The 25,143-nt window shown below is 61.5% G+C and carries 25 protein-coding genes; 7 read left to right on the top strand and 18 right to left on the bottom strand.

The window, feature by feature from the left end; genetic code table 11:
- Positions 1-32: 32 nt before the first annotated feature.
- Positions 33-1,667: an ABC transporter substrate-binding protein gene (locus tag GFM02_RS26510; protein WP_168323260.1), complete on the bottom strand. Its 1,635-nt coding sequence runs from the start codon at positions 1,665-1,667 to the stop codon at positions 33-35.
- A 327-nt stretch (positions 1,668-1,994) separates the two neighbouring features.
- On the opposite strand from GFM02_RS26510, the gene GFM02_RS26505 reads away from it, so the two are divergent.
- The 6 genes from GFM02_RS26505 to GFM02_RS26480 all read left to right on the top strand — a co-directional run bounded on the left by GFM02_RS26505 (position 1,995) and on the right by GFM02_RS26480 (position 7,441).
- Positions 1,995-2,900 carry a dihydrodipicolinate synthase family protein gene (locus GFM02_RS26505; protein ID WP_168271158.1) on the top strand — a complete coding sequence of 302 codons (906 nt, stop codon included), beginning with the start codon at positions 1,995-1,997 and terminating at the stop codon, positions 2,898-2,900.
- Positions 2,901-2,911: 11 nt separating this feature from the next.
- A complete protein-coding gene (locus tag GFM02_RS26500; protein WP_168271157.1) occupies positions 2,912-4,099 on the top strand; it encodes a sialidase family protein in 1,188 nt (395 codons plus the stop codon).
- Between the two features lie 359 nt (positions 4,100-4,458).
- Positions 4,459-5,592 carry an iron-containing alcohol dehydrogenase gene (locus tag GFM02_RS26495; RefSeq protein ID WP_168303562.1) on the top strand — a complete coding sequence of 378 codons (1,134 nt, stop codon included), beginning with the start codon at positions 4,459-4,461 and terminating at the stop codon, positions 5,590-5,592.
- A gap of 30 nt (positions 5,593-5,622) precedes the next feature.
- The gene (gene pdxA / locus GFM02_RS26490) at positions 5,623-6,609 is read left to right on the top strand and encodes a 4-hydroxythreonine-4-phosphate dehydrogenase PdxA (protein ID WP_168323259.1); all 987 of its coding nucleotides are present in this window, start codon (positions 5,623-5,625) and stop codon (positions 6,607-6,609) included.
- 170 nt (positions 6,610-6,779) lie between these two features.
- Entirely contained in the window at positions 6,780-7,034 is a 255-nt protein-coding gene (locus GFM02_RS26485) for a type II toxin-antitoxin system Phd/YefM family antitoxin (protein ID WP_011649626.1), read from the top strand.
- Complete coding sequence (locus tag GFM02_RS26480; RefSeq protein ID WP_168323258.1) at positions 7,034-7,441, top strand: type II toxin-antitoxin system VapC family toxin; 408 nt, start codon at positions 7,034-7,036, stop codon at positions 7,439-7,441. The genes GFM02_RS26485 and GFM02_RS26480 overlap by 1 nt, the downstream gene beginning before the upstream one ends.
- A gap of 115 nt (positions 7,442-7,556) precedes the next feature.
- Here the strand turns inward: GFM02_RS26480 and GFM02_RS26475 are convergent, their stop codons facing one another.
- The 17 genes from GFM02_RS26475 to GFM02_RS26395 form a co-directional block, all read right to left on the bottom strand.
- Entirely contained in the window at positions 7,557-8,039 is a 483-nt protein-coding gene (locus GFM02_RS26475; RefSeq protein ID WP_168271152.1) for an RES family NAD+ phosphorylase, read from the bottom strand.
- Complete coding sequence (locus tag GFM02_RS26470; RefSeq protein WP_164575549.1) at positions 8,036-8,467, bottom strand: antitoxin Xre-like helix-turn-helix domain-containing protein; 432 nt, start codon at positions 8,465-8,467, stop codon at positions 8,036-8,038. Before GFM02_RS26470 ends, GFM02_RS26475 begins: the two co-directional genes overlap by 4 nt.
- Positions 8,468-8,601: 134 nt before the next feature.
- On the bottom strand, positions 8,602-9,372 hold the full coding sequence (locus tag GFM02_RS26465) for an ABC transporter permease (RefSeq protein ID WP_168323257.1): 771 nt from the start codon (positions 9,370-9,372) through the stop codon (positions 8,602-8,604).
- Positions 9,369-10,169 carry an ABC transporter ATP-binding protein gene (locus GFM02_RS26460; RefSeq protein ID WP_168323256.1) on the bottom strand — a complete coding sequence of 267 codons (801 nt, stop codon included), beginning with the start codon at positions 10,167-10,169 and terminating at the stop codon, positions 9,369-9,371. The genes GFM02_RS26465 and GFM02_RS26460 overlap by 4 nt, the downstream gene beginning before the upstream one ends.
- A gap of 8 nt (positions 10,170-10,177) precedes the next feature.
- Positions 10,178-11,224 carry an ABC transporter substrate-binding protein gene (locus GFM02_RS26455; protein ID WP_168323255.1) on the bottom strand — a complete coding sequence of 349 codons (1,047 nt, stop codon included), beginning with the start codon at positions 11,222-11,224 and terminating at the stop codon, positions 10,178-10,180.
- A gap of 52 nt (positions 11,225-11,276) precedes the next feature.
- Positions 11,277-11,714 carry a VOC family protein gene (locus GFM02_RS26450; RefSeq protein WP_168323254.1) on the bottom strand — a complete coding sequence of 146 codons (438 nt, stop codon included), beginning with the start codon at positions 11,712-11,714 and terminating at the stop codon, positions 11,277-11,279.
- A gap of 107 nt (positions 11,715-11,821) precedes the next feature.
- Positions 11,822-12,685: an AraC family transcriptional regulator gene (locus tag GFM02_RS26445; protein ID WP_168323253.1), complete on the bottom strand. Its 864-nt coding sequence runs from the start codon at positions 12,683-12,685 to the stop codon at positions 11,822-11,824.
- 247 nt (positions 12,686-12,932) lie between these two features.
- Entirely contained in the window at positions 12,933-14,435 is a 1,503-nt protein-coding gene (glpK, locus tag GFM02_RS26440; RefSeq protein ID WP_168323252.1) for a glycerol kinase GlpK, read from the bottom strand.
- Positions 14,436-14,585: 150 nt separating this feature from the next.
- Positions 14,586-16,310 carry an ABC transporter substrate-binding protein gene (locus GFM02_RS26435; RefSeq protein ID WP_020047582.1) on the bottom strand — a complete coding sequence of 575 codons (1,725 nt, stop codon included), beginning with the start codon at positions 16,308-16,310 and terminating at the stop codon, positions 14,586-14,588.
- 77 nt (positions 16,311-16,387) lie between these two features.
- Positions 16,388-16,669, bottom strand: a complete 282-nt coding sequence (locus GFM02_RS26430; protein ID WP_003549529.1) for a DUF2160 domain-containing protein — start codon at positions 16,667-16,669, stop codon at positions 16,388-16,390.
- A 13-nt stretch (positions 16,670-16,682) separates the two neighbouring features.
- Positions 16,683-17,504, bottom strand: a complete 822-nt coding sequence (locus tag GFM02_RS26425; protein WP_130785530.1) for a carbohydrate ABC transporter permease — start codon at positions 17,502-17,504, stop codon at positions 16,683-16,685.
- Between the two features lie 15 nt (positions 17,505-17,519).
- Positions 17,520-18,383, bottom strand: a complete 864-nt coding sequence (locus GFM02_RS26420; RefSeq protein WP_020047583.1) for a carbohydrate ABC transporter permease — start codon at positions 18,381-18,383, stop codon at positions 17,520-17,522.
- Positions 18,384-18,386: 3 nt separating this feature from the next.
- Positions 18,387-19,457, bottom strand: a complete 1,071-nt coding sequence (locus GFM02_RS26415) for an ABC transporter ATP-binding protein (RefSeq protein ID WP_168323251.1) — start codon at positions 19,455-19,457, stop codon at positions 18,387-18,389.
- A 9-nt stretch (positions 19,458-19,466) separates the two neighbouring features.
- Positions 19,467-20,564: an ABC transporter ATP-binding protein gene (locus GFM02_RS26410; protein ID WP_168323250.1), complete on the bottom strand. Its 1,098-nt coding sequence runs from the start codon at positions 20,562-20,564 to the stop codon at positions 19,467-19,469.
- A gap of 40 nt (positions 20,565-20,604) precedes the next feature.
- Positions 20,605-22,119 carry a glycerol-3-phosphate dehydrogenase gene (gene glpD, locus GFM02_RS26405; RefSeq protein WP_168323249.1) on the bottom strand — a complete coding sequence of 505 codons (1,515 nt, stop codon included), beginning with the start codon at positions 22,117-22,119 and terminating at the stop codon, positions 20,605-20,607.
- Positions 22,120-22,240: 121 nt separating this feature from the next.
- Positions 22,241-23,014, bottom strand: coding sequence for a DeoR/GlpR family DNA-binding transcription regulator (locus GFM02_RS26400; RefSeq protein ID WP_020047586.1), 774 nt, complete (start codon positions 23,012-23,014; stop codon positions 22,241-22,243).
- A gap of 96 nt (positions 23,015-23,110) precedes the next feature.
- A complete protein-coding gene (locus GFM02_RS26395) occupies positions 23,111-24,028 on the bottom strand; it encodes a DMT family transporter (RefSeq protein WP_168323248.1) in 918 nt (305 codons plus the stop codon).
- A 72-nt stretch (positions 24,029-24,100) separates the two neighbouring features.
- Here GFM02_RS26395 and GFM02_RS26390 point away from each other — a divergent pair, with 72 nt between their 5' ends.
- The gene (locus tag GFM02_RS26390) at positions 24,101-25,030 is read left to right on the top strand and encodes a LysR family transcriptional regulator (protein ID WP_168323301.1); all 930 of its coding nucleotides are present in this window, start codon (positions 24,101-24,103) and stop codon (positions 25,028-25,030) included.
- The last annotated feature ends 113 nt before the right edge of the window (positions 25,031-25,143 follow it).

The following is a 25,143-nucleotide window of genomic DNA, read 5'->3' as shown; positions in this document are numbered from 1 at the left end:
GGCTTATCGCCGACAGGGACGGTTTCCGCCGATCAACCGATGGAAATGTTCCAGGGTTCTACGACCTGCCAGTCAAGGTTCTTTTCCAGGCCCTTGACGTCCTTGGTGGCCCAGCGCGACATCGCCTGAGAATACCATGGAATGAAGGCCCAATCCTCGCGGAACACCTTCTGGGCTTCCTGGGCGAGAGCGATGCGCTGCGGATCATCTGCAGCCTTGGTCGTGGCTTCGGCAAGGGCACTGTCGACCTTGTCGTTCTTGTAGCCGCCGAGCTTATTCTGCGCGTTCGACGAGGTCGAGGCGATGCAGCCCGCCAGATAGGAGACGGCATCCGGCACGCGGGTGCCGACGTCGTCGCGGAAGATCTGGACCGAATTCTGATCCGGACCCGCATAGGAATCCTGCTGCGGCTTCATGTCGACGGCTGTGATGCCGAGATTCTGACGCCACTGCTCGGCGATGAACTGGGCGGCGGCCTGAATGGCCGGCGCCGAAATGCCGACGAACAGGATCTTCGGCAGGCGCTCCGGACCGCCGTAGGTCGATTCCGCAAGCAGCTTCTTGGCAGCCTCCGGATCATAGGGATAGGGCTCGAAGCCGGAATTCTCCGCACCCGGGACCGCATTGAGGATCTGGTCCGCCTTCTTATGCGGCCCGTCGGGATAGGAAGCCTTGAACAGGCCATCGCGATCGACGGCCATGATCAGTGCCTGACGAACCTTGGGATCGTCCATCGGCGCACGAGAGATGTTGAACCAGAAGTGCTGGCTGGTCGGAATCAGCGGGCCGGCGGAAAATTCCTGGCCGAGATCCTGGATGATGGTCGAGGTGATCAGCTCGGTATGGGCGTTGAACTCGCCCGACTTGATCAGCGACGTCGCGGTGACATTGTCCTCGATCGAGGTGATATCGATACGGGCAAGCTTCGGCTTCGGCCCGAAGAAGTTCTCATTCGGCTCGAAAGAGAGTTTGCCGGCGTCGATGTCGATGCTCGTGAGTTTGAAGGGACCGGAGAAGACCGGCTTGCTCTCTGGCTTGTACCAGTCGATGATCTCCTCGCCGTCGCTGCCGCGCGACTGCGAGGCCTTGGTGATCGGCGCGATGTGGTTTGCCAGGCGCATGAAGAAGATCGGGTCTGCGGCAGCCAGCGTCACGACGATCGTTCCCTCGTCGGGTGTCGCGACACCGGTCAACTCGTTGCCAGAGCCGGCGGCGATTTCGGCGTAACCCTTGACCCTGCTCAGCACCTGGTCGGCGCGCTGGTTCTTAGTGTTCGGCATCGAGGAGACTTCCCACGATCCCTTGACATCCGCCGAGGTGATCTTGCTGCCGTCGGAAAAGACGGCCTTCGGGTCGATCTTGAAGGTCCAGACCGTGTTGTCGGCCGATTCCCAGCTGGTGAAGACGTAGGGCTTGATATTGCCTTGGCTGTCGAAATACATCGGCGATGCCCACCAGATCGAATTCCAGCGGAACGTCCTGCCGCCGCCGCGCAGCGGCGACCAATCCTGGTCGAAGGCCGGATTTGCGACCTTCAGGACCTGGCCTTCATCGGCCATAACGATGCGGGCATTCATTCCGAATACGGTGAGGCCGACGCCGGCTGCAAGGCCGAGCTTCAGCGCGTTACGACGTGATATATTGGTTTTATCCGATTGATCAGACATGGCATTCCTCCCAGAGTGAATTCGGCAGCGCTCTCCCTGCACCTGCCAGGCGCAGCACAATCCGTTCCGTATCGTTCTCTCGTTATTGTAAATATGTCAACAAAAAATCGCAATTTCCATTCGAACAAAATTTTCCACTGAAAATATATAAGTTATAACAAATAGATAACTTTTCGCGGCGACGTCACGGCATTTTGTCTTCTTGACAAAAGCGCGGCAATATAAAAGTTCTTTGCACTCCATCGCGACAGACGGATGACAATTGCAATGCGCAGCGCCCCGGTTCGAACACGGATCGGCAAGACAGGACGCGCCGAGGAGGGCGGAATGAGCCATCACAGGATTACCGGCGTTTTCAGCGCCTCCGCAACGCCGCTGACGGCAGACAACAGGCCGGATTTCACCCTTTTCACCGATCATTGCCGGCAGTTGCTGGCCGAGGGGTGCCATGGCGTGGCGCTGCTCGGCACCACAGGCGAGGCCAATTCCTTCTCCGGCGCCGAGCGCCGCGGCATTCTGGAAGCAGCACTGAAGGCCGGTATTCCCGCCGACAGGCTTTTGCCGGGCACCGGCGTCGTCGCCATTCCTGAGACTGTGGAATTGACCCGGCACGCGCTGTCGCTTGGCGTCACCAAGGTGGTGATGCTGCCACCCTTCTACTACAAAGGCGTCTCCGACGATGGTCTTTTCGCCGCCTATTCGCAGGTGCTGGAGAAGGTCGCCGACACGCGCTTGCAGGTCATCCTCTATCATATTCCGCAGGTCTCAGGCGTTCCGCTATCCATTCCGCTGATCGGGCGACTGATTGCGGCCTTCCCGGAAACAGTCGTCGGCATCAAGGAATCTGCTGGAGATTTCAACAACATGCAGGCGATCATCGCCGCCTATCCCACCTTCTCGGTGCTGGCGGGCGCCGATCCGCTGCTGCTGCCGTTGCTGAAGGCAGGCGGTGCCGGCTGCATCACCGCCACCTCCAATCTCGTGGCGAATTCGCTGCGCACTGTCTACGACCATGTCCATGATGAGGCGCGCGCCGCCGATGTCGAGGCGGCGCAAGCGCGCATCAACGCCTATCGCACGCTTTCCAATTCCTACGTCCAGATCCCGACCATCAAGGCGATGGTGGGGCTGAAGACCGGCAATCCCGCCTGGAAGCGCACGCGCGCGCCGTTGATGCCGCTCGGCGATGCCGACTATGCCGCACTCGCCGAAAGCTACGCCAAGCTGCCCTGAGGAGATCCGTCATGAGTTTTACCGGCCTGCCTCCGGAAGTCGTTCCGGCCCTGATGACCGGGGCCATCGCCCCTCACCCCACCCTCGAAGGTCGTGCGGATGCCTATCTGCCCTCCCCCTGCATCCAGAACCATGCCGCAAATCTCGCTTTTCTGCCCGACGGCACGCTAACCTGCGTCTGGTTCGGCGGCACGATGGAGGGCATGGGTGATATCTCGATTTACATGTCGCGGCTGGCGCCGGGCTCCGAGCGCTGGTCCGTGCCGGAAAAGATGAGCGACGACCCAGAGAAATCCGAACAGAACCCATTGATTTTCAATGCTCCGGACGGAAAAGTATGGCTGCTCTATACCTCGCAGACCTCGGGCAATCAGGACGGCTCGGTTGTCAAATGCCGGATTTCAGGCGATGGCGGCCAGACCTTCGGCCCGGTTCGTATCCTCTGCGACAGCCCCGGCACATTCGTTCGCCAGCAGATCGTCGTCAACGGCAAAGGCGACTGGCTACTTCCGGTGTTCCGCTGCGTCGGCCTGAATGGCCGGCGCTGGAGCGGCGATGCCGATACGGCTGCTGTGCTGATGTCGCGTGATGGCGGCGCCAGCTGGGAAATGCGCGATATTCCAGACAGCATCGGCGCGGTGCACATGAACATTCTGCCGCTCGGCGGCGACGAGATGATCGCCTTCTACCGCAACCGTTTCGCCGAAAACATCCTGTCCAGCCGATCATCCGACGGCGGCGAGACATGGAGTGCGCCCGAGCCCGCCGAATTGCCGAACAACAACTCCTCGATCCAGGCCACGATCCTGAACGATGGAGCAATCGCAATGGTTTACAACCATTCAAACGCCGGCATGTCGGATGCGCGGCGCCAGTCTCTCTATGACGAAATCGAGGGTGGCGAGGCTGGAGAGACAGCCGTCGTTGCCGATACCAGCGCACGTAAGGCCGTCTGGGGTGTTCCGCGTGCGCCGCTGAGCCTTGCGATATCAAGGGATGGCGGCAAGAGCTTTCCGCATCGCATCGATCTCGATACCGGTGACGGCTTCTGTCTCAGTAACAATTCGAAGGAGTCGCTGAACCGCGAATTCTCCTATCCCTCGATCGTCCAGGGCGGCAACGGCACGCTCCATATCGCCTACACCTACTACCGGCGCGCCATCAAATATGTGCGCCTCGCCCCGCAATTCCTGCCGTAAACGAAGCGGCAGCCGGAAAATTGTCATCCTGCATCCGCTCGCATGCGAAAGCATGCAGGATGACAACGGCTGCGTGTTGACTGACGAACGATTTGACAACAGGGTCGGATAATTCACCGTCGCCACAAAGAGATGGCCAGCCGGTGTCTGACATGTAGTTTTCATCATGACGGATTTCATAACACACTGATATCTTTATCGATACGCGCAGGACAACGCCGCCTTGAAGCGCGCGACCGAGCGCATATCAGATGATAAAAAATTCCGCTCGCTGGAATGTCGGCTTGACATTGACCTTACAACTTTACATTAAAGAGGGCAACGATAGTGCCGCAAGATCTTGCAAGGAGGACTGGTTCATGGCCAGCTTGGATTCGCCGATCACGATAGTTCGGCCGCATCTGATCGAATTCGGGGTCGGTACGGCGGGAAAGCTCGGCCAATGGGCTGCCGAAAAGGGCTATCGGCGCACGCTCGTCATCTCCGATGCGTTCAACGCCTCGCGCATCGACGTGCTGGATCTCAAAGGCGAGGTATCCGTCTTTGCCGAAGTGACGCCCGAGCCGGATACGGCCAATCTCGAAAAGGTCCTGGCGGCGGCAAACGCCGCCGATGCCGAGCTGATCGTCGGCTTCGGCGGCGGCAGCGCCATGGATCTGGCAAAACTCGCCGCAGTGCTTGCCGGTTCCGCCCAGACGCTGCAGGAGGTCGTCGGTCCGAACAAGGTGCATGGGCCGCGCAAGGTGGCGCTCGCCCAGGTGCCGACGACATCGGGCACCGGCAGCGAGGCCGGCATCCGTGCGCTCGTCACCGATCCGGCGACGATGGCAAAGCTTGCCGTCGAAAGCCTGCATATGCTGGCCGATATCGCCGTCATCGATCCTGCTTTGACCTTCAGCGTCCCTGCCCGCACGACGGCCGCCACCGGCGTCGATGCCATGGCCCATTGCGTCGAGGCCTTCACCAACCGCAAGGCCCATCCGATGGTCGACATCTATGCGATCGAGGGAACGCGCCTGGTCGGCAAATATCTCGCCCGGGCGGTCAGGGACGGCAATGACGCCGAGGCGCGCGCCGGCCTCTCGCTCGCCTCGCTTTATGGCGGTTTATGCCTCGGCCCGGTCAACACAGCTGGCGGCCATGCGCTTGCCTATCCCCTCGGCACGCGCTGGCATGTCGCCCATGGCGCGGCCAATGCGCTGATTTTTCCGCATGTTCTCGCCTTCAATACGCCGTCCGCGCCTGAGAAAACCAGGGCGGTGATGGAAGCGCTTGGACGTGAAACCTCCGAAAACGTCACATCCGTCTTCGATGCGGCTTACGCTTTCTGCGCCGAACTCGGTATCGAGATGAAGCTTTCCGGTCTCGGCGTGCCGGAAAGCGATCTCGACGCCATGGCCGAAGACGCCTTTGCCATTCGCCGTCTGCTCGATAACAATCCGCGCGATCTCACGCGCGCCGACATTCGCTCGATTTATGCGGCCGCTTTCTAGGCCAAAAAGTTTTCAGAAGGAATTCGATCGATGGACAGGAATGCGAAAGTCGCGGTAACGCTCGGCGATCCGGCCGGCGTCGGCCCCGAGGTGATCGTCAAGGCCTTGGCAGCCCTTCCAAGAGAAGAGCGCCGCGATTTCGTCATCGTCGGCAATGTCGAAGCGCTGGAGCGCGCCGACCGCGTCAGCGGCACCGGACTACGGTTTGGGCCTGCCGATGCACCTGATGACGACAGGATCGCCGTCGACGAAGTCGCGCTCGGCGCGGCCCTACCCGAGATCGGCAAGGTCAGCCCCGTCGCCGGCGATGCCTCGGTGCGCTATATCACCCGCGCCGTCGATCTCGCCATGTCTGGTCAAGCCGATGTCATCGTCACCGCGCCGATCAACAAGGAAGCGATGAACCTCGCCGGCCATCACCATGACGGCCATACCGGGCTTCTCGCACATCTGACAGGCTCGAAGAGTTCCTTCATGCTGCTTGCCTCCGAGCGGCTGAACACCATCCATGTCTCGACCCATATCTCGCTGAAGGGCGCGATCGAGCGCGCCAAGACCGAGCGGGTACTGGCGACCATCGAAGCCGGCCACCGGCACTTTCTGCGGCTCGGCAAGACGGCGCGCATCGCCGTCGCCGGCCTCAATCCCCATTGCGGCGAAAACGGCCTGTTCGGCACCGAAGACATGGAATTCCTGGCGCCCGCCGTCGAGCAGGCGCAGGCAAAGGGCATCGACGTCGTCGGCCCGATCTCGGCCGATACGGTGTTTGCCCGCGCCTATAACGGCGCCTTCGATCTTGTCATCGCCCAGTATCACGATCAGGGCCATATCCCGATCAAGCTCGTCGCCTTCGATACGGCGGTCAACGTCTCGCTCGGCCTGCCGATCGACCGCGTCTCGGTCGATCACGGCACCGCCTTCGACATTGCCGGCACCGGCAAAGCCAACCACGTCAACATGCTCTCGGCCATCGCCTATGCCAGGCTGATGGCCCGCTCGCCGCGGCAGAGAGCGTGATCGCGGCTTCCAGTAAGACCGACAGGCGCCGATCGCCGACACAACGATGTCGAACTTTGTTATGACACCTCATAGCAGAACCGGACTCTGTCGTTCAGGAACGTCCCGCCGTTGACGCGCAAGCATTCCGCGCCCTACATAGCTAGACAGTCTAGCTAGGAGCGGAATCGATGGAATGGCAACTGCAGGACGCCAAGAACCAATTTTCGAAGGTCGTGCAGAAGGCCCGACAAGAAGGGCCGCAGGTGGTGACCGTGCGGGGCGAGCGCACGGCCGTCGTTCTGTCCGCCCGCGACTACGACGCCTTGCGCGCCGGTAGGCCGACCCTCGTCGACGACCTGCTCGGTGGCCCCGCCTGGGACGATGAGTTCGCCGATGCGGTCGAAGCACGCAACAAGACTCCGAGCCGCGACGTCGCCTTCTGATGTATCTGGTCGACACCAACATCGTCTCGGAGGCGCGACGCGGCACGCCGCAGGCGGTCTCCTGGCTGCGCTCCGTCGATCCGCTCACCATCCACCTGAGCGCGCTGACGCTTGGCGAGATCATGCGCGGCATTGCCCTCAAACAGAAATCGGATTCGAAGACCGCGGCCCATCTCACCGAGTGGCTGCGAAAGCTGCGTTATGATCATGGCGACCGGATCCTGCCGGTGACCGACGAGATCGCCGTCGAATGGGGCCGCATCGCCGCCATCCGGCCGCGTGGCGATATCGACGGGCTGATCGCCGCAACCGCAATCGTCCATGATCTGATTGTCGTCACTCGCAATGTCGGCGATTTCGACGACACCGGTGCAGCGGTGATAAATCCATGGGAGACGGACGCGTGAGCAGTCGAGGCAGCCACCTCCTCGTTTAAAATGGCCTCCTGTGCAGTGTGACCAAGCCCCATCTGTCCGGCGTTTTGATCTGCTCTGCGGAAACGTTGATTGCACCGCCAACCCATCACATGCCGAACAAACGGCGATCCCAGAAAACCGGTTGGTGAAGGCTTGTCGTGATCGACGGGAATTCCGGGTGGGCCGGATTGATCAGCACGTTGCGGTCGACGCGGGCGACGACGCTTGGCACCAACAGGATGGCGCTGCGCTTTTCCTGGCACCACCGCTCGCCGAAAGCCTTGCTGACGTTTGCCGGCATGCAGTCCCAGCCGGGCAGCGCGGGCTCGGAGAAGACCTCGTAGCTTAGCCCCCGCGGTAGGGTGATCGTGACATAGTGCTGGTTGGGCGGCAGCCGCCCGCTGCCATGGACGAGCTTTTCGAGCAGCGCCGTCGAATAGTGCTCGCTCGTATAGATGATCGGGCTGCCCGAAGTGTTCCACCGCCCCGGCGCGATGGTCGAGCCGGTGGCGTCGAAGATCGGATAGGTTCCACTGGGATCTCCGATGCGGATGGATGTCAGCGTACGGTCGAGATGCTGTGCACTCACGCAGCACTGCCGTATTTCAGGCTTCCGAGGATATCGAGCACGAGCTCGCCGCCGATCTCGCTCTGGATGACCACGTCGATCGGCCGCTTGTCCTCGAGCATCGCATGCGGCCGAAACAGGAAATCGCGTGCCTCGGTCTCTGTCTGCCAGACATCCAGTGCCGATCCCCAGACGCGCGCCAGACGGGCAAGCTTTATGCCCTCGTCGGAAGAGAGCCGATGCTTGGATTTGCGCCGCTCATAGGTGGCCTTCGGAACGAGCCTATATTTGAACTGGGTATCATCAGGCGCCAGAAGCAGCGCCATGCGATCAAGCGCCTTGACCGGCAAGCCTTCCTCGATGCTGGAGAGCAGGCCAAAGGCGGAACGCGACGCCGGTTCCCTGGCGGGCAGTCCGAGAACGTCGGCGATGACTGCAAATCCCATCATGGCAAAGCTCCTTTTCACTTGAGGTTATATTTAGCCTCAAGTGAGCAAATGTTCAAGAGTGCCATTCAGACAACGCGGGAGGCCTTGTCATATCCTGGAAGCGTCAGCGTTTCGGTGCCCGCACTGAACGGCTTTCAGTTTCGCCCCAGCTGCAGCCGACGGAAAATCCGCTCGATCTGGGCAACAGCGGCAAAAAAGACGATGCCGGAGAAAGAGGCGAGCACGACGGCGGCAAAGAGCCTTTCCGCCTGATAGTTGAATGTCGACTGGATGATGACGGCCCCGAGCCCCTGGTTCGAACCGATCCACTCCCCGACGATCGCGCCGATCACACAGGTGGTTGCAGAAATGCGCAGCGAAGCAAAAAGCAAGGGGGCAGATCGTGGCGCGCGCAGGCGCCAGAACGTCTCCCACCCGCTCGCCGAAAGCACATGCATCAGGTCAAGCTCGCTCGTCGTCGCCAGATTGAGGCCCCGGGCCGTATTCACCAGGGTTGGGAAGAAGCAGATGAGAGCGGCGATGATGACCTTTGGCAGCATACCGAGGCCGAAGATGAGGATGATGATCGGCGCAAGCGCCAGCACGGGGATGGTGTTGAAGAGCAGGACAACGGGAAAATAGGCGGCCTGGAACCGCGGATTATAGACAAAGGCAATCGCCATGATCACAGCGAGACTGTTGCCCAGGAGGAAACCGAGACCCGCCTCGCCCCATGTCGGGATCGCATTCGACAGAAGGAAGCGCCATTCGATGCCAAGCGTGCGCAGGATCGCCAGCGGCGTTGGAACGATATAACTGGGAATACCGAGAGCCGGCACCAGCCATTGCCAGGCGAGAAGCAACGAGAGGGCGCCGATAACAGGAAGGCCGATTGCCTCGGTGAGGGATAGCCGACGATGCGTCATGCAGCCGAACTCCCCTGCTGCAGCAATTGGCGCAGATGAGCAGCGGCCTCCTGGACATCGAGGCTCTCGCGCCGACAGAGGCCACGCTCGTCTTTCAGCGGTGCAAGGTCGATCAGCGCCTGGACGCGGCCCGGATTGGCCGCCAGGACCAGCACGCGTCCGCCGAGATAGATCGCCTCGATGACGCTGTGGGTCACGAAAAGGATGGTCGTGCCGGTCCGGCGCCAGACGTCCAAAAGCTCGTCGTTCAGTCGTTCGCGCGTGATCTCGTCGAGCGCACCGAAGGGCTCGTCCATGAGCAGGATATCCGGCTCGCATTGAAGCGCGCGCGCTATGGCGACGCGTTGGCGCTGGCCCCCTGACAGTTGGTGCGGGTACCGATCGGCCAGATGCGACAGGCCGACCAGTTCAATCCAATGGTCGGGCCAATGGTCGGGCCGCGGATCGACCGATCGCGAGACGCTGTTCTTCCCCACCTGCAGCGGCAGCGCGACATTCTCCCTCACGGTCCGCCAGGGCAACAGCGTTGCGTCCTGAAAGACGAAGGCGACCTCGCGGCGCCGGCGCGCCTCCGACGCTGTTCTGCCGAGCACCGCCAGCTGCCCGTCAAGCGGCGGGAGAAGATCCGCCACCGCCCGCAGCAAGGTCGACTTGCCGCAGCCGGAAGGGCCGAGAATGGTCAAAAACTCGCCCCTGCCGACGCTGAGGTCGACGCCGGACAGAATGCGGGTCGTCTCGCCGGCGCCGGCATAACCGACAGCCAGATCCTTGGTTTCGATGGCCGCTGCTTCAGGCAAATCCGCTCTCACGCAATCTTCGGACGGTCGTCCGCCGTCATGTCGAGGATCCTGGTCGTATAGCAGTCCTCCAGCTTCGGCGCGCCGCTCTTGAACTGGCCGATCTTGTCGTAGACGGAAATCTGCTCGGCAAGAGCGGCCGGATCGAAACTGCCCCAGCCGTCCTTGCCTGTCGTCGCGTCGAAGCTCAGCGACAATATGCGCGGCACCGTCTTCAGCTCCACGGCAAGATCGAGCTGCGGATAGGCCTCTACCGTCAATTTGACCGCCTCCTCAGGATGTTCATGCGTCCAGGCCCAGCCCTTGGCGACGGCACGCAGCACCTTTGCCAGTGTCTCGGCATGGCCGCTCACGGCATCGTCGGTGGCGAAATAGACGTTGGCATAGGACGGCAGGCCCGTGTCCTTCATCATCAGATCGATGCGGTCGGGGCCGATGATGGAAAGGGCCTGCGTGTTGGTGATCCATCCGGTTACTGCATCGACCTGACCGGTCATCAGCGGCGTCATGTCGAAGCCGATATTGGTGATGGTCAGGCTCGAGGGATCGATATTGTTCCTCAGCAGGATGGCATCGAGCACATAACGGGCCGTCGGCTGGATGCCGATGCGCTTGCCAACCATATCCTTGACGGTGCGGATCGGCGCCTTGGGCAGCGAATAGAAGGCGAAAGGCGCCATGCGGAAACCGCAAGCGAAGATCTTGATCGGCACGCCGGATGAACGGGCTAGAAGAAGCTGTGCCGAATCCGAGAACTGGCCGAGCTGCGCATCACCCGTGATCACGGGCGGCACCGTCGCCGAATTGGGGCCGCCGGGGGAAAACTCGACATCGAGACCCTCGGCCTGGAACAGGCCCTGCTTGACTGCGACGATATCGCCGATCTGTCCGTTGCTCATCAGCCAGTCATATTTGATGACGACTTTGGATGCGGCGGCTTTCGAGTGACGCGGCACGAACAGGCTGATCCCTGCCGCCGCTGCAGCAAGGGCAAAGGCTCCGCCCTTCAGGACGGTACGCCTGCCGACCACGATTTGTTTGTCATCCCCACTCATTTGCTTGCCTTTCCCCTTGTTGGATTGTTGGACGACCGGCCGATTGCGCTCGCTATTGCGGGTCGATGTCACCGATCGGGCCGCCTGCGGACCACGCATAGATTTCCCAGAGATTGTCGTCAGGATCGGCGAAATAGACGCATCGCGCGTTCCAGACATAGTCCTGCGGCGGCGCGTGGAAGAGCACGCCCGCAGCTTTCAGCTCCGCATAGGCAGCATCGACCTGCTCTGGCGAGGCGAGCTCGATGGCCGCGCAGGCCTTGTGCACACCTGGAGGGGCACGGCGGCTTGAGACACCGGTATTCTCGGCAATATGCTCGATCTCCCACAGCGCCAATGTCACGCCCGCCCCTTTGAAATCGGCAAAGCCGGGAGCCCGGCGGCGAGGTTTGAAGCCAAGACGCTCGACATAGAAAGCCGATGCTTTGTCGATATCCTCGACCAGGAAGCAAATGTCGGTAATCGGATTGGTTTGGGCAAAAGCGGTCATATGGGCCTCCTGATGGGAAAAGCCTCGCAGACCGCAGCCTCAAGAGATTTCAAATTCGTGCGGTTGTCTTTCGCAAAGCTGCTGATCTGTCATCGGCAAGAGCCGGCTCAAAGACGGACCGAACGCTGGTATTCCTTCGGGGTCGCCCCCATCAGACGGCGAAAGACGCTGGAGAAATGCGCCTGGCTGGAAAAGCCTGTGGCATAAGCGATGTTTGCGAGCGTCTCCTTGCCATCGGCGAGGTAAAGTCGCGCCCGCTCGATCCTGCGTTCGAGAACGAAGCGATGCGGCGCCATGCCGGCCGCCCGTTTGAATTCCCGGCTGAAGTGAAAGGGGCTCATATGGGCCACCCCGGCCAGCTCCTCGACACTCAGATCGGATTTGCCAAGCAGGTTCTCGATGTAATCGATCACACGCCGGAGATTGTCCGATGTCAGCGGACGATCGCCGGCTTCAGGTTTGGCGCCCAGCAGCTTTACGACGCAGCAGGCGAGCGCCATCCCCAGATGCTGCATCAAAAGCGGGTCGTTACGCCCGGTCTCCTCGGCGGCAAATGCAAGGGAGAGCGCGACCTGCAGCGTTGTCGGATCAGTCGTCGCGCTGAGCGCGTCACTATCCCAATGCTCGGGATCGAAGCGAGAGCCGCCGATGCCGCTGTAAAGCGCAGGTGACTGGAAGATCGAGATATAATCCGCCGCATCGCCCTCGACTTCGAGGAGGGTGGCGGCCGGTTGAAATCCGAGGGTGAACGGCGGCCTCTCAACTTTGCGGAATGCCCCGCTTCCAAGCCGATAGGCATATTTGCCGTGCGCCGTGCGGTTGATCGAAATTCTATGAAGGGAGCCCCTCGAAACCATTTGCCCCGCGGCGCTGCGATAGGTCTCGACGATCATGTCGCGTTGAACGAAGGCCTTGTAGCCTCCGAGGGATGGTCGGCTTATTGAGAAAATCTGCGGGTCGATGTCGGGCATTGTTTCATTCTCCCTGGCAGGAGAGAGGCAAGTTGCGCGCCAAATGGAAGCCAAGCTTCGTGCCGGATATCTGCGCTGCGAGATAAAACCTGACGGCGCCCTATTAATCGCGATTTTACACCTGCCGTCCCCGCACGATACCACGGCTGAGCAAGTATCCGCGCCACGGCGGATTGGTCGCCATGCGCAAGAATTATGCAGCTTATGTTTCCTCAAGAGCGGCGGCGGGCTATCTGAAAGCTCGCAGCTATCCCGCCGAGGCGTCCGAAATCATTCTGGAGACGGCATTCTTCCAGCCGATGATCTTGCCCTGCCGCTCGGTCTCGTCCATCGAAGGGCTGAAGCGGCGGTCGCAGGCCCAGGCTTTGGCAAAATCCCGCTTGCCGGGCCAGATGCCGGCTTTCGAGCCGGCAAGCCAGGCTGCGCCGAGCGCCGTCGTCTCGCGGATCGCCGAGCGGTCGACAGGGTTTCCGGTCATGTCGGCCAGGCACTGCATCGTCCAATCCGAATCCGCCATGCCGCCATCGACGCGCAGCACCGTTTCCAGCTGGTTGGCGCCCCAGTCCTTCTTCATCGCCACCAGCAGATCGAGCGTCTGGTAGGCGACGGATTCAAGCACGGCGCGGGCGAATTCCGCCGGCCCGCTGTTTCGCGTCAGACCGAAGATCGCGCCCCGCGCCGCCGGATCCCAGTAGGGCGCGCCGAGGCCGGTGAAGGCCGGAACGATATAGACTTGCTGTCCGGGATCGGCCTTGGCGGCAAGCACCCCTGCCTCGGATGCCTGGCCGATGATGCCAAGGCCGTCGCGCAGCCATTGCACGGCAGCACCGGCGATGAAGATCGAGCCCTCGAGCGCATAGGTCGTCTCGCCGTCGAGCCGGCAGGCGATCGTCGTCAGCATCCGGTTGGAGGAGGAAACACGATCCCGGCCGGTGTTCAGCAGAGCGAAGCAGCCAGTGCCATAGGTGGACTTCATCATGCCGGGCTCGAAGCAGGCATTGCCCATCGCCGCTGCCTGCTGGTCGCCAGCGACCCCGAGGATCGGAAGTTCCGCGCCGAACAGCGTCTCGTCGACGCGGCCGAAATCATCGGCGCATTCCCTGACGTCAGGAAGCATGGCGGCCGGAATGCGGAGAATGCCGAGAAGCTCCTCGTCCCAGGCACCGTCATCGATATTGTAGAGCAGCGTTCTCGACGCATTGGTCGCATCGGTGGCATGCACGCGTCCATCAGTCAGATTGTAGATCAGCCAGCTGTCGATCGTACCGAAGCAGACATCGCCGGCCTCGGCCTTTTCACGCAGGCCATCGACATTGTCGAGCAGCCAGCGCAGCTTCGTTCCGGAGAAATAGGGGTCGAGCAGCAGGCCGGTCTTGGCGCTGAACAGCTTCTCGTAGCCATCGGCCTTCAGGCTCTCGCACATTTCCGCCGTGCGCCTGTCCTGCCAGACGATCGCCCGGTGAAGCGGTGTCCCGGACCTGCGATCCCAGACGACCGCCGTCTCGCGCTGGTTGGTGATGCCGATCGCGGTGATATCGGCGGCGTCAATACCAGCATCGGTGATCGCCTTGCGCACCGTATCGACGACGGATCGCCAGATTTCGGCGGCGTCGTGCTCGACCCATCCGGGCTGCGGATAATATTGGGTGATCTCCGCCTGCGCCGAGCCGGCCATTTTCATGTCGCCATTGAAGATGATGGCGCGCGACGATGTCGTGCCCTGGTCGATTGAAAGAATATAGCCGCTCATATCCGTCTCCGGCTCGCACGAAACCGCTCCGCCTGCAGAAGACAGCAGGACGCCGACGTTTCATGAGAGAAAGATTGTGGGTGCCACCGGCTTGTTGCCGGTGGCAGGAAGTGATGGCCGGAAGCCTCGTCGCTTCCGGCCTGGTCCGCCTTACTTCTTCTGCCAGCTCTTGACGAGTTCGTCGTAGTTGACAGTGACCGGCTTGTCCTTCTCGTTCTCGATCTTCAGCTGCGGGGCAAGGTTGCCGTTCTTCACCGCATCCGCGTTCCAATAGGCGAGATCATGCTCCTCGGCGAGCTTCGGGCCGATGTCGCCCTGGACCTTGGCGCGTTCCAGGCGCTGCAGCACCTTTTCCTGCTCGGCGCAGAGCGAGTCCATCGCCCCCTGTGCCGTCTTGGCGCCGGAAGAGGCATCACCAATCGCCTGCCACCAAAGCTGAGCGAGCTTCGGATAGTCAGGAACGTTCGTACCGGTCGGCGACCACTGCAGGCGGGCCGGCGAACGATAGAATTCGATCAGGCCGCCGAGTTTCGGCGCACGATCGGTGAAGGACTTGTGATCCAGCGTCGACTGGCGAATGAAGGTCAGGCCCATGTGGCTCTTCTTCACGTCGACGGTCTTCGAGGTGACGAACTGGGCATAGAGCCAGGCCGCCTTGGCGCGGTCGTCAGGCGTAGACTTCATCAGCGTCCACGAACCGGCATCCTGATAGCCGAGCTTCATGCCGTCCTTCCAGTAGACGCCATGCGGGCTCGGTGCGAAACGCCATTTCGGCGTGCCGTCCGCATTGACGACCGGCAGGCCTTCCTTAACGAAGTCGGCGGTGAAGGCCGTGTAGGTGAACATCTGCTGGGCGACTTCGCCCTGCGACGGGACCGGGCCGGATTCCGAGAAGGTCATGCCCTGGGCGGCAGCCGGCGCATAGGCCTTCATCCAGTCCAGATATTTCTGGATGGAATAGACCGCAGCTGGGCCGTTGGTATCGCCACCGCGCGCGACGCAGGAGCCGACCGGACGGGAGTTCTCGTCGACCTTGATGCCCCATTCATCGACTGGCTTGCCGTTCGGGATGCCCTTGTCGCCATTGCCGGCCATCGACAGCCAGGCATCGGTGAAGCGCCATCCGAGCGATGGGTCCTTCTTGCCGTAGTCCATATGACCGAAGACCTTCTTGCCGTCGATCTCGCGGCCGGTGAAGAACTCGGCAATATCCTCATAAGCCGACCAGTTGACCGGCACACCGAGATCGTAGCCGTACTTCGCCTTGAAGTCCGCCTTGTTCTTCTCGTCGTTGAACCAGTCGTAACGGAACCAATAGAGGTTCGCGAACTGCTGGTCAGGCAGCTGGTAGAGCTTGCCGTCAGGCGCCGTGGTGAAGGACTTACCGATGAAGTCGTCGATGTCGAGGCCGGGATTGGTGACATCCTTGCCTTCGTTGGCCATCCAGTCGGTCAGCGAGCGGGCCTGCTGATAGCGCCAATGGGTGCCGATCAGGTCGCTATCGTTGATATAGGCGTCATAGATGTTTTCGCCCGACTGCATCTGCGTCTGCAGCTTCTCGACCACGTCGCCTTCGCCGATGAGGTCGTGCGTGATTTTGATGCCGGTGATCGCCGTGAAGGCGGGCGCCAGCACCTTCGATTCGTATTCATGGGTCGTGATCGTTTCGGACACGACCTTGATGTCCAGGCCGGCGAAAGGCTTTGCAGCATCAACGAACCACTGCATTTCCTTTTCCTGGTCGGCGCGCGGAAGCGCCGAGAGATCACCGACTTCCTTGTCGAGGAACGTCTTGGCCTCGTCCATGCCGGCATAAGCCGATGCTGTCATTGCCAGCAGCAAGCCTGCTGTCGTCGTCAATAAGTGCCTTCGCATAATATCCTCCCAGGGTTTGCGATTGCAGTCACGTCTCAGGCGGCCAGTATCCCCGGCCATCTGTCTTCTCCTTGCCTTCACACGTAGCGGAAGACGCCGATGGCGTAGACCACGGAGATGGCAAGAGCCCACCACAGGTTGGGCCCACCGAGCCCAAGCCATGCAAGATGAATGAAAGCGCTGCCCAGCAGCGAAATGAAGAGCCGGTCGCCGCGCGTCGTCTCGAAACGCAGCACGCCCGTGCGCGGCGAGCCGCCCGGCGAAAAATATTCCCAGACACTCATGGCGATCAGAAGCGCCAGGATCGTCAGGAAGAACAGCGTCGTCGGCAGCGTCCAGGCCATCCAGGAAAAATTCATGACCGTCTCCTCCTCAAACGCGCCCGAGCGCGAAGCCCTTGGCGATGTAGTTGCGGACGAAATAGATGACGAGTGCGCCCGGGATGATGGTGAGCACGCCGGCCGCTGCCAGCACGCCCCAGTCCATGCCCGAGGCGGAGACCGTTCGCGTCATGATCGCCGAGATCGGCTTTGCAGCCGTCGTCGTCAGCGTGCGGGCCAGCAGCAGCTCGACCCACGAAAACATGAAGCAGAAGAAGCCCGCGACACCGACGCCGCTGGCGATCAGCGGAATGAAGATCTTGATGAAGAACCGCGGGAAGGAATAACCGTCGATATAGGCGGTCTCGTCGATCTCCTTCGGCACGCCGGACATGAAGCCTTCGAGGATCCAGACGGCGAGCGGCACGTTGAACAGGCAGTGGGCAAGCGCCACGGCGATGTGCGTGTCGATCAGGCCGAAGGCCGAATAGAGCTGGAAGAACGGCAGCGCGAAGACCGCCGGCGGCGCCATGCGATTGGTCAGCAGCCAGAAGAACAGGTGCTTGTCGCCGAGGAAACGGTAGCGCGAGAAGGCGTAGGCCGCCGGCAGCGCCGCAGCGACCGAGATTACCGTGTTCATCACCACGTAGATGATCGAGTTGATATAGCCGTTATACCAGGACGGATCGGTAAAGATGACCGTGTAGTTGCGCAGCGTCGGGTTCGTCGGCCAGAGCGAGAAGGCGCCGGTAATCTCGGAATTCTCCTTGAAGCTCATATTGATGAGCCAATAGATCGGCAGGATCAGGAAGACGATATAAATCGTCGGAACGAGCCAGGAAAGGCTGCCTGCAGGTTTGTATTTGTTGGTCATATCTCGCCCTCCCTTTTAGCTCGCGTCGCTGCTGGTCATCACGGTGTAGAATACCCATGAGAGCAGCAGGATGATGAGGAAGTAGATGATCGACATCGCCGCCGCCGGGCCAAGATCGAACTGGCCGACGGCCATCTTCACGAGGTCGATGGAGAGGAAGGTCGTCGAGTTGCCGGGCCCGCCGCCGGTGACCACGAAAGGCTCGGTATAAATCATGAAACTGTCCATGAAGCGCAGGAGCACGGCGATCAGCAGCACCCGCTTCATCTTCGGCAGCTGGATGTAGCGGAAGACGGACCAGCGCGAGGCGCCGTCGATCTTGGCGGCCTGGTAATAGGCGTCCGGGATCGACACCAGGCCGGCATAGCAGAGCAGCACGACGAGGCTTGTCCAATGCCAGACGTCCATGACGATAACGGTCACCCAGGCATCGATCGGATCGCGGACATAATTATAGTCGAGGCCGATCGCTTCGAGCGTGTGGCCGAGCAAGCCGATATCGACGCGCCCGAAGACCTGCCAGATGGTGCCGACCACGTTCCACGGAATGAGCAGCGGCAGCGCCATCAGCACCAGGCAGACGGGAACGCCCGGTCCTGATTTCGGCATGTTGAGCGCGATGAAGATGCCAAGCGGAATCTCCAGCGCCAGGATGATGAAGGAGAACAGCAGATTGCGCTGGAGCGATTCCCAGAAGCGGTCGGAATGCAGGGTCTGGACGAACCAATCGGTACCGGCCCAGAAGAACTCGTTGTTGCCGAACGTATCCTGCACTGAATAATTGACGACGGTCATCAGCGGGATGACGGCCGAAAACGCCACGAGCAGCAGCACCGGCAGGACCAGAAACCAGGCTTTGTTATTCCACGTCTTCTGCATGGTTCAGGCCTCCCTGCCGACACGCCAACTGTCGGCGTAGATGCTGATGGCGGACGGATCAAAGGTGACGCGGGCGTCCGCGGGAATGTCGGCGTCTTCAGTCACGACGATGGCGATCGGCTGGCCGGCAAAGCGGGCGCGCACGATCTTCTGCCGACCGATATCCTCGACCTTGCTGATCGTGACCTGCATGCCCTCCCGTCCGAGGCGAATGAATTCGGGACGGATTCCGAGTTCGGTTTTGGCCGTGCCTGACGTCTTCGGCGCGTAATCCAGCGTCAGGGTCTCATCTCCGACCTTAACAGTGCTGCCTTCGATCCTGGCCGGCATGAAATTCATGCCTGGCGAACCGATGAAATAGCCGACGAACGTATGGCTCGGCCGCTCGAAGAGCTCGGCCGGCGTGCCGATCTGGACGATCTGGCCGTCATACATGACCACCACCTTCTCGGCGAAGGTCAGCGCCTCGGTCTGGTCGTGGGTGACATAGACCATGGTGAAGCCGAACTGCTTGTGCAGCCGCTTCAGCTGCGAACGCAGCACCCATTTCATATGCGGATCGATGACGGTCAGCGGCTCGTCGAACAGGATGGCGTTGACGTCGTTGCGCACCAGTCCGCGGCCGAGCGAGATCTTCTGCTTCTGGTCAGCGGTCAGGCCCTGCGCCTTGCGCCTGGCCCAGCCGGCGAGATCGATCATTTCGAGGATATCGCGGACACGCCGGTCGACATCCGCCTCGGCCACACCGCGGTTGCGCAGGGGAAAGGCGAGATTGTCGTAAACGGTCATCGTGTCGTAGATGACGGGGAACTGGAAGACCTGGGCGATGTTGCGGCTCTGCGTCGAAAGGTTCGTGACATCGTTGCCGTCGAAGAGGATGCGGCCGTGCGAGGGCTGTAGCAGCCCGGAGATAATGTTGAGCAGCGTGGTCTTGCCGCAGCCGGAAGGGCCGAGCAGCGCATAGGCGCCGCCATCGTTCCATTCGTGGTCGACTTCCTTCAGCGAATAATCCTTGTCGGACTTCGGATTGGCGCCGTAGGCGTGGCGGATATGGTCGAGGGTGATGCGTGCCATTGTGCTCTCCTACGCCTTTCCAGCTGCTGCAGTAGCGCGGCCGGCCGCAGCGATGGCGCGGCCGTCGCTGCCGAAGGCCATCAGGTGGCGGGTGTCGAGAAAGGCCTCAACTTCCATGTCGGGATCGATGTCGTGAATGCCGTGCGCCAGCATCACCCAGCGCACACCGTCATATTCCAGGTGAACGAAGCTCTCCGAGCCGGTGATTTCGGAAACCAGCGTGCGCGCCTGCAAGCGGGCCGCGTCGCCGGTCTGCGGCGCAAGGCCGAGATGATGCGGGTGAAAGGCGATGGTGGCGGGACCATCCGGCACGATGGCCAGATGCGAGGGAACCGAGATCGCCACCCCGCTCGGGCGCGTGAACACATTGCCGGATTTCGTGACGTCGAGGGTGTTCAGCGGTGGATCGGCGAAAATGCCGGCGGTGGCGAGATCGACGGGTCGGCGATAGACTTCGATCGTCGGCCCGAACTGGGTCACCCGGCCCTGGTTCAGCGTTGCCGTATTGCCGCCAAGCAGGAGCGCCTCGGAAGGCTCGGTCGTCGCATAGACGAAGATCGCGCCGGATTGGGCAAAGATCTTCGGCAGTTCCTCGCGCAGTTCCTCGCGCAGCTTGTAATCGAGATTGGCGAGCGGCTCGTCCATCAGCACGAGGCTGGCATTCTTGACGAGTGCGCGCGCAAGCGCCGTGCGCTGCTGCTGGCCGCCGGACAGATTGAGCGGGGTGCGGTCGAGATAGGGCGTCAGCTTCAGCAGCTCGGCCGCCTTGCGCACCTCACGGTCGATCGTCGCGGCATCCTTGCCCGATATGCGCATCGGCGAGGCGATGTTGTCGTAGACGGTCAGCGCCGGATAGTTGATGAACTGTTGGTAGACCATAGCGACGTTGCGCTTCTGCACCGGCATGCCGGTGACGTCAGTGCCGTCGAAATGGATGGAGCCGCCGGTCGGCCGGTCGAGCCCCGCCATCAGCCGCATCAGCGAGGTCTTGCCCGCGAGCGTCGGCCCGAGCAGGACGTTCAGCGTGCCCCGCTCGAGAACCAGGTCGGTCGGATAGATATGATAGTCCGCGCCCACCATCTTGGCGGCGTTTCGCAGTTCCAGCATTCCGATTCCCGTGCCTCCACGCATCGGGACCACATGGCTCCTACCCGGCCATCGCCGGCATGGCAGCCATGTACTCCTCCAGTGACTGGGCCTGCTCCTTCGAAAGGCGCAGACCATCCTTTGTTCTCCTCCACAGCACGTCTTCGGCGTGCCGGGCCCATTCCTGCTCGACGAGATAGGTGACCTCTGCCTCGTAGAGATCGCCGCCGAACAGCCGTCCGAGATCGTCGATGCCGCGGGCATCGCCAAGTAACAGCTCTGCCTTTGTACCGTAGCGGCGCACCAGCCGGCGGGCATGCCGATCGGCGAGGAACGAATAACGCCGCTTGAGCTTGTCAACCTGCGCCTCGTAACCCCGGACAGGGAAATCGCCGCCCGGCAGATGGCTTTTGGCCGTCCACGGGGCGCCTTTGGCGCCGATCGCAGCACCGATCTTCTCCAGCGCATGTTCGGAAAGCCGGCGATAGGTGGTGAGCTTGCCGCCGAAAACGTTGAGCAACGGCGCAGCGTCACCCTCGCCTTCCAGCTTCAGCACATAGTCGCGCGTCGCTTCCTGCGCCTTCGAGGCGCCATCGTCATAAAGCGGCCTGACCGCCGAATAGGTCCAGACGATATCCTCCGGCCTCACCGGCTCCTTGAAATATTCCGACGCTGCGTTGCAAAGGTAGGCGGTCTCCTCCTCCGAAATCCGGACGTCCTTGGGATCAGCGGTGTAGTCGCGATCCGTGGTGCCGATCAGGGTGAAGTCACCCTCATAGGGAATGGCGAAGATGATGCGATTGTCGGGATTCTGGAAGAAATAGGCTCTCACATCGTCGAATTTCTTCTTCACGACGATATGGCTGCCCTGGACGAGGCGGACATGGTGGGCTTCGTTCTGGCCGAAAGCGGAACGAATGACGTGATCGACCCAGGGACCGGCGGCGTTGACCAGCATCCTGGCCTGGTGGCTGTCATTGCGACCGGAGACTGTATCGGTGGTTTCGATCTGCCACAGGCCATTCTCGCGCCTTGCCGACACCACTTTGGTGCGCGGCATGATCTGCGCACCTTTGTCGGCCGCGTCTCGGGCGTTCAGCACCACCATGCGGGCATCATCGACCCAGCCGTCGGAATATTCGAAGGCCTTGGAAAACAGCGCCTTCAGCGGTCGGCCGGCCGGATCTTGGCGCATGTCGAGCACCGATGTCGGCGGCAACAGCTTGCGGCCGCCAAGATGGTCGTAGAGGAAGAGGCCGAGCCGGATCAGCCAGGCCGGGCGGATGCCGCCCTTGTGGTAGGGCAGCACGAAGCGCAACGGCCAGATGATGTGCGGCGCCATCGCCCAGAGGATCTCGCGCTCCATCAGCGATTCACGCACCAGGCGGAACTCGTAATGCTCGAGGTAACGCAGGCCGCCATGGATCAGCTTGGTGGCGCCCGACGAAGTACCCGAGGCGAAATCGTTCATCTCCGCCAGCGCCACCGAATAACCGCGCCCGACGGCATCGCGCGCAATGCCGCAGCCGTTAATGCCGCCACCGATGACGAATATGTCGTGAATATTTCGGCCCAATTCCCCCTCCGAGCCCGCAGTCAATTTCGCATCGCACAAAACTTGCGCAATTGCGAAAGTAACATCAGTTAAAACGAAAGCAATACGAATGTCAAACGAATGTTTGTGAAGGATCCGTCGCCTAGCGAAATCTGCCGTTCGTTTCGATCAGTTTCACATTGTTTTCGAGGCAGAGATTGCGGATCGACGGCACAGGACAGCGATCGGTGATAAAGGTATGAACCTGGGAAAGCTGACCGATCCTGACCGGTGCGGTGCGTTCGAACTTCGTCGAATCAGCAACGAGAATGACATGCCGGGCATTGGCGATGATGGCCTGGGCGACCTTCACTTCGCGAAAATCATAGTCAAGAAGCGCGCCGTCGATATCGATCGCCGACGCGCCGATCACGGCGTAGTCGACCTTGAACTGGCGGATGAAATCGACGGCCGCCTCGCCGACGATCCCGCCGTCCGAACCGCGCACGACCCCGCCTGCGATCACCACCTCGATCGCCGGCAGCAGACGTAACCTATTGGCAACATTTATATTGTTGGTGATCACCATCAGCTCGTGATGGTTGGCGAGTGCCTCGCCCACCGCCTCGGTCGTCGTTCCGATATTGATGAATAGCGAGGCCCCGCTCGGAATCAGCTCGACCGCGGCAATGCCAATCGCCTGCTTCTCGGAAGCGGCGATCTGACGGCGCGCTTCGTATTTGACATTCTCGGTCCCGCTCGGGAATGTGGCGCCGCCATGGATGCGCGTCAGCACCTGCGCATCGCAGAGATCGTTGAGGTCCTTGCGGATCGTCTGCGGCGTCACCGAAAAGCGGGAGGCGAGCTCCTCGACCAGAACCCTGCCGCTCGATTTCGCAATCGCCACGATTTCAATTTGCCGGTCGGTCAAGAACATGAGCGCGCCTTTCGATGTGCTTTCGTTTTAAAGAAAGCGAACCGCAGCGCAATGCCTATCTGTTACCGGGCCGGCTTCCCGGCCCGAATTCGACGCTTACCGCTTCCGCATCACGTTGACGACGAGCACGCCGAGGATCGCCATGACGCCACCGACCGCGCCGAGCGCCGTCGGCGTTTCGCCCAGCCAGACGAACCCGATCAGCGTGGCAACCGGCGGAACACCGTAGAGGAAATTCGATGCGCGGGCGGCCGTCAGCCGCTTCAGGGCGATTGCCCAGGTGAGATAGCCGATCGCGGTCGGGAAGATAACGAGATAGGCAACGCCCCAGTTCACCTCCGCCGGTGCGGCGGCCAGCGCCTGGATCGTCGCCGGGACGGCCGGAAACAGTGGCACGGAACCGATGAGCAGGATCCAGGCAGTGACGGCAAGCGCCGGCAACCGTCCGAGCAGCGGCTTCTGCAACACGCTGGCGATCGCCGAGCAGAGCGCTGCGCCAAGGATGAGGACAGCATTCGGATCGAGCTTGAAGCCGCCATCGGAGGCGACCGCGATCAGCGCCACGCCGCCGAAAGAAACCGCGGTGCCCACCCAGCCCCAGCGGCCGAAGCGCTCGCCGAGCGCGAATGTGGCAATGAGGGCGGTGAAGACGGGCATGGTGTTGATGATGAAGCTCGCCGGTCCTGCCGCAACGGTCTGCTCGCCGGTGTTCAGCAGAACCGCATAGGCGGCGATGAAGAGCACCGCGGCAACGGAGAGGCGGAAAAAATCGCGTTTTTCCGGCATCGGCCGATAGATGATGAGATAGACGAGGGCGATGACGCCGGCCGCCACATAACGCGCCGTCGCCAGTTCGATCGGCGTCAGCGGTCCGAGGCAGATGCGGATCACCACGAAGGAAGAAGCCCAGGAGAGGATGGTGACGACGATCGCCGCAAAGGCCACCAGATCGAACCCGCCTTGCTGTTTCGCCGAAACCGGTACGCTTGCCGCCATGCTCATTTTTGCCTCCATATGTTCCTGCGACAGTGATTAGGCCTTCGATGCGTGCTTGAAAAGCATCGCAATCGATGATCAAATGTGCGTATGGTTCACAGCTCGCCAGTGCTTCCGCCGCTCGATACGCTCGAGACCTTTGCCCGCGCCGCGCGGCTAGGATCGTTTTCGGCTGCGGCTGAGGAAAGCGGCATCACCCACGGCGCGGTGTCGCGCCAGGTCTCGCGCCTGGAGCGCTGGATGGGCGTTCGCCTGTTTGCGCGCGAAGCCCGAGGCGTGCGCCTGACGCCGGAAGGCATGCGGTTTTTCGCGCGGACGGAAGAAGCACTTACGCTGCTCGGCAATAGCGGCGAACGCTGGCTGCCTCGCCGCAACAAGGCGGTGGTACGCCTTTCGGTGACGCCCTCTGTCGCCTCTCTATGGCTGTTTCAACGCCTGCCGAAGCTCGAAGGAAACGAGCTGCATGTCGAGCTGACGCTCGAACACCGGCTGGCGGATTTCGGCGAAGGCGCCGATCTTGCCATTCGCTGCGGCAAGGGACCGTGGGCCGGCGTGCGCGCCCTGCCGCTCTGGCAGGAGAAATCGTTTCCGATCGCCGCCCCGGCGCTGGCGGAGCGGCTCGGGCAGCGCTCCGATGCCTTGGCGTTGCTCGATCTGCCGATCCTGCACGATTCGAATATTGAAGGCTGGCGGCGCTGGCTCTCTCGTGAGGGCGTCGACTATATACCGCGCGGCCAGGATCGGCGCTTCGAGGATTACAATCTGGTGATCGATGCCTGCGCCCAGGGCCTCGGGATCGCGCTCGCGCGGCCGCCGCTGTCGGATGCCGCGTTGGCCACCGGGCGCGTCGTCGCTGTCTCGGAGCGGACGCTCGATTATCATGTGGCCTTTCATCTGATTAGACCGGACGAGGCCCTTAGAAGTCCTGCCATCGAATTCGCCAGCCGCTTCCTGCGCGAGGCCGGTCACGACGAGACGACGATCGCCGCGTTCACCGCGCCAGGCCGGGCCAAAACGTAGGCGGATCGGACGGCCAGCGCTAGATCGAACCAGTTTATCATAGAGCAGACAAACGACGGCATTGCCGCTGCGCGGGCCAGAGGAAAGAAACCGCGGCGCCAGCCGCTCGATGG

Source organism: Rhizobium leguminosarum bv. viciae (assembly GCF_012276115.1).
Lineage (GTDB): Bacteria > Pseudomonadota > Alphaproteobacteria > Rhizobiales > Rhizobiaceae > Rhizobium > Rhizobium leguminosarum_T.
Note: the sequence above shows the minus strand (reverse complement) of the source record. Positions and strands in the feature narration are given on the sequence as shown.

Coding starts and splice junctions, on each gene's coding strand:
- GFM02_RS26510 (WP_168323260.1), bottom strand. CDS start 1,667: ATGTCTGATCAATCGGATAAAACCAATATATCACGTCGTAACGCGCTG.
- GFM02_RS26505 (WP_168271158.1), top strand. CDS start 1,995: ATGAGCCATCACAGGATTACCGGCGTTTTCAGCGCCTCCGCAACGCCG.
- GFM02_RS26500 (WP_168271157.1), top strand. CDS start 2,912: ATGAGTTTTACCGGCCTGCCTCCGGAAGTCGTTCCGGCCCTGATGACC.
- GFM02_RS26495 (WP_168303562.1), top strand. CDS start 4,459: ATGGCCAGCTTGGATTCGCCGATCACGATAGTTCGGCCGCATCTGATC.
- pdxA (WP_168323259.1), top strand. CDS start 5,623: ATGGACAGGAATGCGAAAGTCGCGGTAACGCTCGGCGATCCGGCCGGC.
- GFM02_RS26485 (WP_011649626.1), top strand. CDS start 6,780: ATGGAATGGCAACTGCAGGACGCCAAGAACCAATTTTCGAAGGTCGTG.
- GFM02_RS26480 (WP_168323258.1), top strand. CDS start 7,034: ATGTATCTGGTCGACACCAACATCGTCTCGGAGGCGCGACGCGGCACG.
- GFM02_RS26470 (WP_164575549.1), bottom strand. CDS start 8,467: ATGATGGGATTTGCAGTCATCGCCGACGTTCTCGGACTGCCCGCCAGG.
- GFM02_RS26465 (WP_168323257.1), bottom strand. CDS start 9,372: ATGACGCATCGTCGGCTATCCCTCACCGAGGCAATCGGCCTTCCTGTT.
- GFM02_RS26455 (WP_168323255.1), bottom strand. CDS start 11,224: ATGAGTGGGGATGACAAACAAATCGTGGTCGGCAGGCGTACCGTCCTG.
- GFM02_RS26450 (WP_168323254.1), bottom strand. CDS start 11,714: ATGACCGCTTTTGCCCAAACCAATCCGATTACCGACATTTGCTTCCTG.
- GFM02_RS26445 (WP_168323253.1), bottom strand. CDS start 12,685: ATGCCCGACATCGACCCGCAGATTTTCTCAATAAGCCGACCATCCCTC.
- glpK (WP_168323252.1), bottom strand. CDS start 14,435: ATGAGCGGCTATATTCTTTCAATCGACCAGGGCACGACATCGTCGCGC.
- GFM02_RS26435 (WP_020047582.1), bottom strand. CDS start 16,310: ATGCGAAGGCACTTATTGACGACGACAGCAGGCTTGCTGCTGGCAATG.
- GFM02_RS26430 (WP_003549529.1), bottom strand. CDS start 16,669: ATGAATTTTTCCTGGATGGCCTGGACGCTGCCGACGACGCTGTTCTTC.
- GFM02_RS26425 (WP_130785530.1), bottom strand. CDS start 17,504: ATGACCAACAAATACAAACCTGCAGGCAGCCTTTCCTGGCTCGTTCCG.
- GFM02_RS26420 (WP_020047583.1), bottom strand. CDS start 18,383: ATGCAGAAGACGTGGAATAACAAAGCCTGGTTTCTGGTCCTGCCGGTG.
- GFM02_RS26415 (WP_168323251.1), bottom strand. CDS start 19,457: ATGGCACGCATCACCCTCGACCATATCCGCCACGCCTACGGCGCCAAT.
- GFM02_RS26410 (WP_168323250.1), bottom strand. CDS start 20,564: ATGCTGGAACTGCGAAACGCCGCCAAGATGGTGGGCGCGGACTATCAT.
- GFM02_RS26400 (WP_020047586.1), bottom strand. CDS start 23,014: ATGTTCTTGACCGACCGGCAAATTGAAATCGTGGCGATTGCGAAATCG.
- GFM02_RS26395 (WP_168323248.1), bottom strand. CDS start 24,028: ATGGAGGCAAAAATGAGCATGGCGGCAAGCGTACCGGTTTCGGCGAAA.
- GFM02_RS26390 (WP_168323301.1), top strand. CDS start 24,101: ATGGTTCACAGCTCGCCAGTGCTTCCGCCGCTCGATACGCTCGAGACC.